The organism is uncultured Gimesia sp. (assembly GCF_937919775.1).
Lineage (GTDB): Bacteria > Planctomycetota > Planctomycetia > Planctomycetales > Planctomycetaceae > Gimesia.
Genome location: NZ_CALFPF010000172.1, coordinates 1 through 13,414 on the forward strand (window position 1 = coordinate 1; position 13,414 = coordinate 13,414).

General features: G+C 52.8%; 11 protein-coding genes. 8 read left to right on the forward strand and 3 right to left on the reverse strand.

The window, feature by feature from the left end:
- Positions 1-115: 115 nt before the first annotated feature.
- The 7 genes from Q0294_RS04635 (at position 116) to Q0294_RS04665 (ending at position 7,372) form a co-directional block, all read left to right on the forward strand.
- Entirely contained in the window at positions 116-1,159 is a 1,044-nt protein-coding gene (locus Q0294_RS04635) for a ferredoxin family protein (RefSeq protein WP_299461408.1), read from the forward strand.
- 46 nt (positions 1,160-1,205) lie between these two features.
- Complete coding sequence (locus Q0294_RS04640) at positions 1,206-3,068, forward strand: prenyltransferase/squalene oxidase repeat-containing protein (protein WP_299461410.1); 1,863 nt, start codon at positions 1,206-1,208, stop codon at positions 3,066-3,068.
- A gap of 83 nt (positions 3,069-3,151) precedes the next feature.
- Complete coding sequence (locus Q0294_RS04645; protein ID WP_299461412.1) at positions 3,152-4,999, forward strand: polyprenyl synthetase family protein; 1,848 nt, start codon at positions 3,152-3,154, stop codon at positions 4,997-4,999.
- A 193-nt stretch (positions 5,000-5,192) separates the two neighbouring features.
- Positions 5,193-5,795, forward strand: coding sequence for a xanthan lyase (locus Q0294_RS04650; protein ID WP_299461414.1), 603 nt, complete (start codon positions 5,193-5,195; stop codon positions 5,793-5,795).
- 357 nt (positions 5,796-6,152) lie between these two features.
- Positions 6,153-6,713: a hypothetical protein gene (locus Q0294_RS04655; RefSeq protein ID WP_299461415.1), complete on the forward strand. Its 561-nt coding sequence runs from the start codon at positions 6,153-6,155 to the stop codon at positions 6,711-6,713.
- A 17-nt stretch (positions 6,714-6,730) separates the two neighbouring features.
- Positions 6,731-6,970: a hypothetical protein gene (locus Q0294_RS04660; protein ID WP_299461417.1), complete on the forward strand. Its 240-nt coding sequence runs from the start codon at positions 6,731-6,733 to the stop codon at positions 6,968-6,970.
- A gap of 162 nt (positions 6,971-7,132) precedes the next feature.
- The gene (locus tag Q0294_RS04665) at positions 7,133-7,372 is read left to right on the forward strand and encodes an FKBP-type peptidyl-prolyl cis-trans isomerase (RefSeq protein WP_299461427.1); all 240 of its coding nucleotides are present in this window, start codon (positions 7,133-7,135) and stop codon (positions 7,370-7,372) included.
- A gap of 90 nt (positions 7,373-7,462) precedes the next feature.
- Here the strand turns inward: Q0294_RS04665 and Q0294_RS04670 are convergent, their stop codons facing one another.
- The 3 genes from Q0294_RS04670 to Q0294_RS04680 all read right to left on the reverse strand — a co-directional run bounded on the left by Q0294_RS04670 (position 7,463) and on the right by Q0294_RS04680 (position 12,493).
- Positions 7,463-8,989 carry a hypothetical protein gene (locus Q0294_RS04670; RefSeq protein ID WP_299461419.1) on the reverse strand — a complete coding sequence of 509 codons (1,527 nt, stop codon included), beginning with the start codon at positions 8,987-8,989 and terminating at the stop codon, positions 7,463-7,465.
- A 595-nt stretch (positions 8,990-9,584) separates the two neighbouring features.
- Positions 9,585-10,877, reverse strand: coding sequence for a Gfo/Idh/MocA family oxidoreductase (locus tag Q0294_RS04675; RefSeq protein WP_299461421.1), 1,293 nt, complete (start codon positions 10,875-10,877; stop codon positions 9,585-9,587).
- 200 nt (positions 10,878-11,077) lie between these two features.
- Positions 11,078-12,493, reverse strand: a complete 1,416-nt coding sequence (locus tag Q0294_RS04680) for a right-handed parallel beta-helix repeat-containing protein (protein ID WP_299461423.1) — start codon at positions 12,491-12,493, stop codon at positions 11,078-11,080.
- Between the two features lie 279 nt (positions 12,494-12,772).
- Here Q0294_RS04680 and tadA point away from each other — a divergent pair, with 279 nt between their 5' ends.
- A complete protein-coding gene (tadA, locus tag Q0294_RS04685; protein WP_299461425.1) occupies positions 12,773-13,288 on the forward strand; it encodes a tRNA adenosine(34) deaminase TadA in 516 nt (171 codons plus the stop codon).
- Positions 13,289-13,414: the final 126 nt, after the last annotated feature.

Sequence of the window (13,414 nt, forward strand, 5' to 3'; positions counted from 1 at the left end):
GTTCTCAGATAGAGCAAAACGGTGAGCCGTTCTAAGATAGAACAAAACGGTGAGCCGTTCTAAGGTAGAACAAAACGGTGAGCCGTTTTAGTTTAGCGTTGAAAAGGTTTTCGGAATGGCTGACAAAAAATTGACCGTGGTGATCTCGCAGGCGCAGGGGAAAAATCCCGCCAAACGTGAGCTGGAAGAATCGCTGGCAGCGGCACTGCTGATGGAAGCCGATCTCGAAGTCTCGCTGGTGCCTCATCTGTACGATCTTTCAGCCGACCATACGGGGACACTGTTTCTGCAGGCAATCCGCGGCGATGTGGTGGTGCTGTCGTGGCTGTATCCGCGCGCGAGTCACTGGGTCCTCGACCGACTGGACGTGCGCGGCCGGGAAGGGCTGGTGCTGCTCAAAGAAGAAGTCGACGAAGCAGAGGAAGAGCCGGAAGCATCCGACAGCAAGTCCGTTCCCTATGAAAACCCGGAGCGACAGAAGAGTATTCCCGATCGAAAAATATATTCGATTGATTTACGGGTCAGTTCCAGTCCCGCTGACTACCTGACAGAAATCAGACGGCTCGCCAGAGATTCTCAGGTGCAGACGTTTCAACTGGGCAATCTGATTCAGCAAAGCCCCAAGCCGGCGCAGCTCGAAAAGTATTTGAAGCCGCTGGAGATCCTGAGCAGTCAGAAAAATAACGGAAGTGCGGACGAAGCAGACCAGTTGGAACCGACCAAACGTCGCTGGTATCCGGTCATTGATTACGGTCTGTGTACGAATTGCATGGAGTGTATCGATTTCTGTCTGTTCGGCGTGTACGGCGTGGATCAGGGGGGACAGGTTCTGGTCGAAGAACAGGACAGCTGCAAAAAAGGTTGTCCTGCCTGCAGTCGTGTCTGTCCCGAAAATGCGATTATCTTCCCCGGCCACAAAACGCCGGGCATTGCCGGTGCGGATGGTGAAGTGGCCGGCTTGAAGATTGATCTCTCCAAATTGTTCGGTGCGCCCGATGCACTGGAAATGGCGGCGAGAGAACGTGATGTGGAACTGGTCGCCGAAGGGCGGGACGCAGTGGGTTTATCCGTGGGCATTCCCAGTCGCTTGAAAGTTTCACAGTCAACGAGTGATGAACTGGATGATCTGATCGACAGCCTGGATGCGATGGAGTTATAGGCGTTCGATTTAATAACAAAGCCACTCTGACAAGTAAGATTCCCGAATGAGTGAAACAGTCTCCCACCAGAGAGTTCAGGAAGGTTATCAGCGGGCACGTGCGGAATTGCTTTCTGCACGAAACGCCGCCGGTCACTGGGAAGGAGAACTTTCCACCTCGGCACTCTCCACCGCAACGGCGGTGATGGCACTGGAGATGATTCGCCGCCACCGACCTGCCGACGATCATTCACTCGATTCGTATATCAAACAGGGTATTCACTGGCTGGCCACCCATCAAAACGAAGATGGCGGCTGGGGCGATACCATCAAAAGCATCAGCAATATCTCGACCAGCATGCTCTGCCACGCCGTGTTTCACGCGACGCGGAACGCGATCAATTATTCCTCCATCACGGTGAATGCAAAACAGTACATCGACCGCAGCGGCGGCGTCGAAGCGGTGATCGCCCGCTACGGAAAAGACAAAACCTTTTCAGTGCCGATCCTCACACATTGTGCGCTGGCGCGATTAGTCAAATGGGACACCATTCCCGCGCTCCCGTTTGAACTCTCCTGTCTGCCTGCGAATTTCTATAAAGCAGTACGTCTGCCCGTCGTCAGTTACGCGCTCCCCGCGCTGATTGCCATTGGCCAGGTGCGGCACCACTTCTGCAAACCGAAAAATCCACTGCTGCGCGTCATTCGAAATCTGTCGATTCAGAAGAGCCTCAAAAAACTGATTTCCATTCAGCCCTCGAACGGCGGATTCCTGGAAGCGGCCCCGCTGACCAGTTTTGTCACGATGAGTCTGGCCGGTATGGGACTTGTCGATCATCCGGTCGTCAAAAAGGGGCTGGAGTTTCTGCTCGCCTCTGTCCGGCCGGACGGCAGTTGGCCCATCGATACCAATCTGGCAACCTGGACGACCACGCTGTCGGTGAATGCCATTCAGGGGACGCTCTCCGAATTTGAAAAGGCTCCGATTCGCGACTGGTTATTACAGCAGCAATACAAAGAGCTGCATCCCTACACGTCTGCAGAACCGGGGGGCTGGGCCTGGACCGATCTGCCCGGCGGCGTGCCCGATGCCGACGATACCCCCGGCGCGATTCTGGCGCTGTTGAATCTGAAATCAGAGGCGGCCGAAACCGAACTCTCCCCCGAAGTGCGCACCGCGCTCCGCAACGGCGTACAGTGGTTGCTCGATCTGCAGAACAGCAATGGTGGCTGGCCGACCTTTTGTCGCGGCTGGGGCACGCTCCCCTTCGATCAGAGTGCCGCCGACATTTCCGCGCATGTCATTCGTGCGCTGCAGGCCTGGCTCGCAACAGAATCACTGGCAGAAGAAGTATCACTGCGAAAGCGGGCAGAACGCGCCATCGCGCGTTCGTTCCGTTATCTGGCCGCTGTGCAGCGGGCCGACGGTTCGTGGCTGCCGCTCTGGTTTGGTAACCAGCATATCAAAAATGACGAAAACCCCGTCTATGGGACGGCCCGCGTTTTAGCCGCTTATGCGACTGCCGAACGCTGCGGCTCGTCAGAAGCGGAACAGGCGATTGAATTTCTGAAAACCGTTCAGAATGAGGATGGCGGCTGGGGCGGGGATGCGGGGGCTTTGTCCAGCGTCGAAGAAACCGCGCTGGCCGTGGATGTCTTACTGCATGTCGGCGTCGATCATGACAGCCCGGTCATGATTGCGGGGCTGAACTGGTTACTGGAACAGGTGGAAATCGGCAGATTTACCGAATCCACGCCAATTGGCTTCTACTTCGCCAAATTATGGTATTTCGAACAACTTTATCCAATTATCTTTACTGTTTCCGCCCTGCATCGAGCGAAAATGGTTTTGAAAAAATGTGCGGATGCCAATTTAAGATTGTCGCTTGAGGAAGAGGATTACCGTATAATGAGCGTTGAAGAAAACTAGATCCCCCCGCAGACCCCAGACAGATTTTGTATTCAAAAATTGAATCATCGCTCGATTGAGTTACTTACATAGAGGAGTGTTCCGTGTCCATTGCGCCTTTAGACCAGGAAAATTCGGAAGATCAAATCGTCTCTCGCGCGGCGAAGTCTGCAGATCGTGCTTCCGAAGAGACCAAACCGGTCAAAAGAAAACGTCAGAGCACCAGCCACCTCAAAGCGGTTCCGGAAACGCTCGCACTGCGCGAAGAGATGAAAGCCGAAGCGGAAAAGTTCGTGGAACATCTCGATTGCGCCAACCCGTTTACGAAATCGACTCTGGAAAAATGGTCGCGCGAACTGCTGGAGCAGATGAATCAGCCGGAAAAATTCCTGGGTTTCATGATGGTCCTCATCGGCAACTTCTTCTGGAAACGTCAGTTCCTGGCGATTCCCTTCGAGCGACGCTTACTCCTGCTGCCGCACTGCCTGAAACATGCCGAAGGTTGTCCGGCCGAATACGACGAGTTCGGGCTCGATTGTGAAAAGTGCGGCGCCTGCTCGATTGCCGACTACAAAGTCAGAGCGGAAAAACTCGGTTATAAAGTACTCGTGGCAGAAGGTTCGCCGGTGGTGCTCAAGATTATCATCGGCGGTTACGTCGACGGGATTTTAGGCGTCGCCTGCTTGAACGTGCTGGAAAAATCCATCGATAAAGTGCTGATTGCCGGCGTCCCCTCGTATGCGGTGCCGTTGCATTCCGGTGACTGCAAAAACACCAAAATGGACGAACCCTGGATCTGGGAAGTCCTGGAAGATTATCGTCCGCTGGAAGAGCCGCTGACTCGCAGTTATCTTCCCACCATGCGGGCCGCGAATTCCCTGTTCGAAGAAAACTTCGATCAGATTCTGCCCCCGCTGCGAACCAAAACTGAAGCCGCCGCCCAGACACCCCTCGGCAAAACCGAAGCCATCGCCTACGACTGGCTGAAACATGGCGGCAAACGTTTTCGCCCCTTTATCACACTGGCCGCTTACGACGCCTTGATCAAAGATCAGACATCAACGGACGATGCAGAAGCCGGACCGACTTATCCACTGGGCGTGCAGAAGGCAGCAATGGCGATTGAAGTCTTCCACAAGGCCTCGCTGATTCACGATGACATCGAAGACGACGATCAATACCGTTACGGGCAGGAAACCTTACACCGCCAGCACGGCACCGGCATGGCCATCAATCTGGGCGACTATCTGATCGGGATTGGCTATCGTCTGTTGAATGAAGCCCGGGCCGACATCGGTGCCGAAGCCGCCGCGGATTTGGTGGAAAAAATGGCAGCCGCGCATATCAAACTCTGCGAAGGGCAGGGCGCCGAAATGGCCTGGCAGGACAGCCAGTCGTTCGAACTCGCACCGCTCGACGCGTTACAGATTTACGCTCTGAAGACCTCACCCGCGTTCGAAGCCGCCTTGTATGCGGGCATTCGCATGACCGGTTCCGTCGGCCAGTATGAAACGCTGATCTCGTCGTTCTCCCGGCATATCGGCGTCGGTTTCCAGATTCTGAACGACCTCAAAGACTGGCGCGGCGATGACAATAACAAACTGATCACCGGACAGGATGCCCTCGCAATGCGGCCCACATTACTGTTAGCGTTGGCATTACAGACCGCCGACGAACAGCAGACTGCCGATCTCAAGGATATTTTGCAAGGCAATCCTTCCGACGGCATGCGGATCGGCCGCTTACGCAAAATCTATCAGGACTGCGACGTCTTCACGAAAGCCGAAGCCCTGGTCGATAAATCGCGGGCACGGGCCGAAGATCTGGCTGAAAGTGTCGAGAACGAAGATTTCAAACAACTGCTGAAGTTCTTCTGCGAATCCGTACTGGCAGAAGAAACCCCGGAAGCAAAACCGGAACCCAACGTCCTGATGCCACTTCCGATGGTGTAATGATTTTGAACGTGATCCGCTCGCGAAGGCGGCGGAGAAAGCGTCCGCGTGCCACTGCGGGCAGGTACAATCAGGATCCCGGTAGAAATAGTCTCGATAAAAATGAGCGGTACGGCGCTAGCCGCCGGTAGTGTGAAAACTGTAACTTGATTTACCGGCGGCTAGCGCCATACCGCTCACAGGAAGCATGATCATGCAACATATTCCCGCCGTGATGCTCGTCCTGGCGTTGATGTTTTTCTCACAGGGACACGTCTCTGCGAAGGATCCGGCTCCCAGGCGAAAACCACATCCGGATGCCGTCGCCAACACCCATCCCCCCGGCGAAGTCGACAAACCGGAACTCGTTCCGTTCATCGTGGCTGATCCCGCGAAGCTAAAAGGGATCGTCGTCGATGAAACGGAAGCGAAACTGATCGGCGTCTGGCAGTATTCCACGCATACGCCGCCGTACGTGGGTCTCGGTTATCTGCACGATCGGAAAACAGGGAAGGGGGAGAAAGCCGTCATCTTTATTCCAGAACTGCCGCAGGCAGGCCGCTACGAAGTTCGGCTTTCGCACTGCTATAATATCCGCCGTTCGACGAATACGCCGGTTACCATTCATCATGCCGACGGCGAAAAAACGATCCGCATCAACCAGCAGCAGATCCCCGAGCATCAGAAATTATTCCGTTCGCTGGGCGTGTTTCGTTTCAACGCCGGCAAATCGGGCTGGGTCAAAATCTCCAACGAAGGGACCGACGGCAAATATGTCATCGCCGACGCCGTCCAGTTTTTGTTTGTGGGCGAGTGATTCCATATTAAAATCAGCCCCAAGTGAGCGGCACGGCGCCAGGCGCCGTTTTTGATTTTCGTGTGTTTTCGTGCTTTTCGTGGTAGTAAAAAAGAAAGTATCAGGAGACGTTGTACATTTTCCCTGCCACCTCCTGCTCGCTGCGCTCGGCCCGAATTGCATTCAGGCCCACCCCCGGTGGCTTTTGATTCACGCGAACCAACACGGATAAATCAACAGGAAAAATTCATTGTGGGGATCATTTTTCTTGATTATGAATTAATTTTAGACTCAAATTGCTTTCACGTTTCTGACAACTTATCACACGTGAAAGTCATCATCAATAAACAATGCGTTTTAATGGATGAGAGCAAACGAATGGGACGTAAAAAGAAAGTCGCGCTGCCTGCCACGGGAGATGCGTTTGCGTTTCCGCTGGAAGATGGACGGTTCTGTGTGTGCCGCGTGCTCAGTGAGAGCGTGAACCGAGACGAACCCAAATTCGCTGCGGTCCTGGTGGTCTGTTCCGCCTGGATCGGCTCTGAAGTGCCTGCAGTGGATGATCCGGAACTCAGGCCGATTCTGAAACTCACACATCACTCATGGGCTAACAAGGATGAAATCGGATGGATTGATGATCCGCTTCCCGATACGTTTATTCCGATCGGCAAGATCCTACCAACAGACGAGGAAGCTTCCAGAGAATGTCTTACATTCAGTTCATGGGGATCAATTCAAATCCAGCCTATGATGCAGTGGAGGTGGGATCATGAACGTGACGCTGTACTCGCGGAAGATGCTGCCAAAAAGGAGCAGCAGGCCAATCTGACAGCACAGAACGAGAACAAACGTCAAAAGCACTTAAAACAGGTCAAACTGAAGGATCTTGCGAAGCATACGTTCTTTCCCCATTGGGAACATCTTCCGAAAAAACACTGAAGGCATCCCGCAAGATCATGGCCGACACAGTGCATGAATTGATCGAACTTAGTAAAGCAGCGAGCGAAGAAGAGCGGCTTCAAGTTCTGGAGAAATGTATCGAATCGTTCAATTCACTGAATGGAGATCAGGATTTCATTGCGACTCTTGAGCGTGAAGACATCTGCGACGAATTCGAGGCAATTGTGCACGCCTGCGGCCTGGGGTCGCATGATTCTCCGGATGAACCTCTGGTTGATGAATGGCGCGAGTGGTAAAATAAGGAGCGAAGCCGACCCTCGCTCCTCACGGATTCTTTTCGCTCACGTTTTGTAATTCACGAGGTTGATATGCCGACAGTCAAAAATGTCAAATACAAAATTATTCGCACACGAAACACGGAGTCCACTCTCAATGAAGAGAATTCGTGCCGGGCATCGATGATCATCAGGTTAAACAAGGGGCAACTGATTCGACAAATCTCCGATTGTGAAATCTCATATCATGACAGAAATATGATTGCAGGAATTCGCTATGGAGTTCTTGGGATGCGGTGTGGCGAAATTCGTGAATTAACAATTCCACCCCATCTGGCATATGGCGAACTCGGCGTGCCCGATCTGATTCCTCCAGATTCCGTACTCAAAGTTCAGGTTAAAGTGAAACAGATCATTGGCTGACAATCAATGTAAGTGGCACATCATGAGTCGCCTTCTCTGACATTTCGTGTGATTTCGAGCTTTTCGTGGTAGTAAAAAACTCGACTTAAACTAATCCACCTGTGGCGGCAAACTTCCGTACGCCCAGGGATCATTCTTGAACACAGGAGCTGCCGCGCGTTGCGGTACTTTATCGGGCGTTAACTGTTTTGAGAGTTCGATGGCTGCGTCGACCATTTGCGGGCCGGCGGTGATGATCAGATTACTGTAACCGGTCAGACGGGTTTCATAACCGCCGCCGTTTTTGTCGAAGGCTTCTTTCGTCGGGACATAACCGACGCAGCCGTTCGCCAGTGACACGGGGAACGTGATTGGAAACGGACTCCCCGCTTTGATGTCCAATCCGAGCTGGCAGAAAAATTCCGCCGGGTCTGTTAATAAGACCACCGGGCCGAGTTGCACCGCCTGCACTTCGACATCGGCCACCGGTTCTTTTTGCAGACGGGCATCGAGCAGCACGGTTTCTTTGGCAAAGACCCAGTCTGTCGCGTTGGATTTGGCAGGTCCCGCTTTCACTGTTTCAAGCGCTTCTTTGACATGTTCGGGCGTTGGTTTGCGACGGGGAATCTCCAGCATCTTCGTTTTGCTGGCGATGGTTTCAAAGTTGCCGCGGGGCATCGAGAGCAGGACTTTGACGGCTTCCGCGCCGACACGACCGCCGACAAAACGGGCCGATTCTTCACTCGGACGTCGATCAAAGGGCGAAAGATTATCCACCTGCGTCACATCGCCCGAAGCGCCTGCCAGGAAGACGACAATCGCATCTTTCCCGAACACGCCGCGAATGACCTGTTCGACATAATAAATGTAGTTCGCTGAAATGCCGCCGGGATTTGTGGTGGCATGGCAGACGAAATTCACGATGCAGCCTTTGAGTTCTCCCTGCTCATCCCACACGCCGATCACGCCCACTTCGGGATCAACGGGACCGGCGGGTTTCACGATATCGGGATTGCCGGGCCGCGGGTGCGTGAACGTCAAACCGTTCCGCATGAAGAAGCGACGGTTGAAGGCGACCTGTTCTTCAATGCCCACACCGGCGCCGCACTGAGAGGCGTTTCGTTTTTTATACGCTTCGCAGATCGCTTCCACACTTTGATCCACGACGGTTTCCAAGTAAGCGGTGTCTGCTGTGGATGATTTTTCGTACGCCAGATCTTTCACGAAGTCAGACGCGTGGTCGTATTCGCCGGGCAGAATCATGCCCATCGGCCCTGAAGAGTGTGAATGCGTTGCGTGCAGGAGAATCGAATTCGCCGGGATCTTGCATTTGGCTTCGACCCGTTTACGAATTTCATCCACGGTGACGCGACGAATAAACAGCGCATCGAGACTCACAACGGCGACCACATTCGTGCCGTTATCAAACACGGCCGCCCGCGTTTTACAGGGGTCGTGAAAGGAGCGATGAAACGATTTCCCATAACCGCCGGGCTGTTCCATGCCGATCTCGGGGGTGATGTCCCGTTCCGCAAAGCCGACTTTGACCTGCGGCGTTTCAGCGGCGAAATGAACTGTCGGGATGAATAACAGGAGTGAAAGTGTGACTGTCTTCAGGCAAATGGCGAGCATGTTCATGGCGAAAACTCGATTTCAATCGGGGGGTAGGAAACGTGAGGAAACGGTCTCTTTTTATTTAACCAGAATCCCCAACAGGTGGCTACTGAAGAAAGTTAAGAAATTTGTGATGGTGTGAAATTTCGCTGTAGGGTGGTTATTTTGTTTTCAGACGGAGGCAGCGAACACAGGCTGGCTTGTATCAACAGAACGGTCAAGTCAAAGTAGGGGTTGGTCTGTGTGCCAACCCGCCTTGTGAGATGCAAAACTGATTCATTCTTTTATCGGGACCAGTAAAAACGTTCGGTGTCCCTTCAGAAAAGCACGTCGATACCGCGGGGAGACACATGGGTCTCCCCCTACATTTTGATTTCGGTGCGTTAATATATTCACTGTTGGCAAGCCAGCAGTGCCACACGCTGACGTGATCTATTCTTTTTTACTACCACGAAAAACACGAAAAAAGAGTGATCAAGGATAATCAATGTTTCTGCAAGATGACGCTGGCGTGTGCTACTGTTCGGCTTGCCCGACAGTGCTGTTGCAACTGGCGTGAAGACCTTTCTACCCCAATGAAAAACGGTATCAGTCTCAGTTGCTACCGAACGCCTTTGCCTTACGCCAGTTCGTATGGTTTGCGATATTCTTTCGAGAGCCATTTGGCTGTTTCGGAATCACCCACGATGGTTTCCTGTTTGGGATCCCATTGGATTTTCTTTCCCGTGCGCACAGCAATGTTACCGAGGTGACAAACGGTCGCGGAACGGTGTCCGATACTGATGTCGGCGGCCGGTTTTTTGCGTGTCTTGATGCAGTCAAAGAAATTGTTGACGTGTGCGATGTTCGCATCCCGATTGTCAATGCGTGGCACTTCGACTGATTTCAGCAGCTCAGGTGGGTTGGCAATAATGCCACCGCGATAAACGAACAGGCTGCCCTTTTCGCCGACGAATTCGGTCCCCTGTTTATTGCTCTTCGTGTCGGGCACTTGTCGACAATTGAGAACAACGCCGTTGTCATAAGTGTATTTGATATCGGTTGAGTCTGGCGTTTCATACCAGCCATCGGGATTAAAGACAGCCGAACCTTCCGCACTAACGGGGCCGCTATCGTCCATGCCCAGTCCCCATTGCGCAATATCCAGATGGTGGGCACCAAAGTTTGTCTGCTGGCCGCCGCTGTAATCCCAGAAGAAGCGGAACAGGTAGTGCACTCGATTTTTGTTGTAAGGTCGCTCGGGAGCCGGTCCCAGCCAGCGATCGAAGTCAAAGCCTTGCGGAGGCGCACTGTCGGGAACTGGTTTGCCAGCCCGCGCGATCCAGTTTGGCCCGGGCAGTGTCACGTTCACGGTATGTACCTTACCGAGTAACCCTGACTGCACCAGTTGTACTGCCAGGATGAATTCCTTTCCGCTGCGTTGCATGGTCCCTGTCTGAACGACCCGGTTGTGTTTGCGGGCCGCATCAATCATGACGGGGCCTTCGTTCACAACCAGAGTGAGTGGTTTTTCGCAATAAACGTCTTTGCCGGCGCGACAGGCTTCGACAGTCATCTTGGCATGCCACTGGTCGGGAACCGTCACGACGACGGCGTCGAGGTCTTTGGAATCGAGCAGTCGCCGATAATCGTCGGTCATCACTGCTGACTTATTCGCGTTTTTCTTAAGAAACGCGTCTGCTTCTGCGAGATAGTTTTGATCCAGGTCGCAAAGTGCTTCAATATTATTCAGGAAGTACTTCATGTTGTTGCGCGGGCCACCCTGATTGCCGACGCCGATCATGCCGATTCGAACTCGTTCGCTGGGCGGCACCGCCGCGAAGGTGGAGCGATAGCTTTTGGCGCTCAGTCCCATGAACAACCCACCGAAGACCGATTTTTTCAGGAAGTGACGACGTGACAGCTGGGACATGAATAGACTCCTTGAGCGACTGAATAATAAACCGCAGGAACGGTCAGTTCCCTCTGGAAATGAGACCAGTTATTAATAAGGCAGAGATCGTTTATCATAGCAGCAGGCTGATCTGTGTCAAACTGCCACAGCAGGCACGGATCATTGATTGCTGATACGATTGGGAAGTCTGGAATCGGGCTCTGGTATGCGGACGACGACTACTTTTTGAACAGATTATCCACGATCTGATTGTCTTTGCCGCCGCTGACTTGGATCGAGTGCGCATTTTCGCTGTTCGGCAGATCGCTTTGAATCAGACAATCCGAGACGCGGCTGTCGGAAACGTTGTTCAGCAGCAAGCCAATGGTTGAAAAATCGAGAATCGTGCAGTTAGTGACATTCATGCGGCGGGAATCGCGAATTTCGAGTGCCGCCGTTTCATTGCCGGTTCCATTAATGTGGTTGCCGCTGATCGTGCAGCCGTCGCAGTTGGTCAACAGCATGCCGACTTTCGCGGTGCTGCCATCGCCATAATGATAGCGGGGATTGCGATCCAGTACGTTATTGGAAACGAGAATATTCCGGCAGTCGTCGATGCGAATATTATGTGTGTAGCCTTTCCACATGGTATTGCCGGTAACGGTCACGCCGCGGGCGCTGGTGATCTCAATGTTGGTCTGCACGTCGGACAGGACATTGTCGGCGATGGTGATGTTGCCGTCGCGGTATTCTTCTGAATGCGGTCTGATGCGCGCGTGTTCGTTGATGCGGATGTTGGCGGAGCCGGGCGCAAAGTGATCGTGCTGAATCGTGCAGCCGACGATAGCGATCTCTCCGACTGACGCATCTTCGGAATCGATCAGCACATTCGCCGTCGGTTCGGAATTTTCATCCCCCATGTTACCTTCAATATCGCATGTGCCGATCTGAATGTTGCGAATGTCTCCTTTGCGAACCACCACGCCGCCGCCGGCATTGTAGGAAATGTGACAGCCGACGATATTGGACTGATGAATGTTGACGTGATCGTAAAAGATGCCCGCGCCGCGGTTCTGATAAATATGACAGTTGGAAACAATCAGATTCCGGTTGCGTTTGACAAAGTGAATGCCGTGAAGTGCGCGGCGGATGGTGAGTCGTGTGAGTGTAATCTGCATCGTACCCGTGGCTTCGATGCCGCAGGCTTCCGGGTGGTCGCCGACAATTTCCAGACCGTCAACGAGCGGGGATCGCTGATTCAGCCAGACATTTTCTTTCACGGTGTCCGGACTGGCGGTTCCCTCATGCGTGCCGATGAACCGGAAGGCGGGACCCGCGCCGGCCATGATGATCGTGGCGGTTCCATCGGAACTGACTGAGGTCGGACCGAGCTTTTCCAGGTCGACGCTGATGGTTTTTGTGATGCGATAGACGCCTTTGGGAAAGGAAATTGATCCCTGTCGGGAATCGACGGCGCGCTGGATGGCGGCCGTATCATCGGTGGTTCCATCACCGGTCGCACCAAACGATTTCACGGTCGGTGTCGGCGTGGCTGGAACCGGCGACGATTCATTTTGTGAGCTGCTGTTTTGAGAGGAAATCACCAGAAATCCGATGACCAGGAGAGTGGATAAACAGATCACGATTCCGCGCATGAGAATTTACCTTGAGCTGAGACGATTGAATTTCTGAGTGATTCACTGCAACTCCTATTGTAGACAGAAAGACTGACGGAATGCTATTGTCGTCGAAATCTCTGGCGGTAAGTCATTTTAAGGAACGAGGTTCACTTGCCTCTGGTCGTTTAAGTGTTAAAACTCTGCCGACAGGATAAATTTCAGCACGACTTTCTTTCCGGACGGATCTGGTTTATCTTGTGCGGAACTGATTATTATTTTTTCTTTACTAAACGTACCTGACGAAATGTCATTGAGATGATTAATCGACCTGACGAACCAGATTTTTCTCCCGGCGACCGGGAATTATTACAGTTGCATACACACTGGATGCGTTATGCTTTTGCTGAGGCACGCGCGGCGTTTGAAGAGGATGAAGTTCCGGTGGGTGCGGTGATTGTGTATCAGGATCGGCTGATCGCGGCCGCCCATAATCAGCGGGAAACGTTGAACGATCCGACGGCACATGCCGAGATGATTGCGATCACGCAGGCAGCGGAATCGCTGGGTTCGTGGCGCTTGTCGGACTGTGTGATGTATGTCACGCTGGAGCCGTGTCCGATGTGTGCCGGTGCGATTATTCAATCGCGTTTACCCCTGGTGATATACGGCACGCGCGATGAAAAAGCAGGCGCCTGTCACTCGTTGTTTCAGATTACAAACGATCCGCGACTGAATCATCAAAGCACTGTGATCAGTGGCGTGATGCAGGATGAGTGTCGTAATATTCTGCAGGAATTTTTTCGTCGCAAACGGGCTGAAGGAAAAAAGTAAAACAAATTCATGTTCTGTTTTTCACGACGCGCGTGTTCAAAAAGTCAAATCTGTTTTCAGTTATTTTCTTAATCTGTTTTTGTGAATTATACAAAATGGATTACGTAACATCTGTGAGAGAAACGA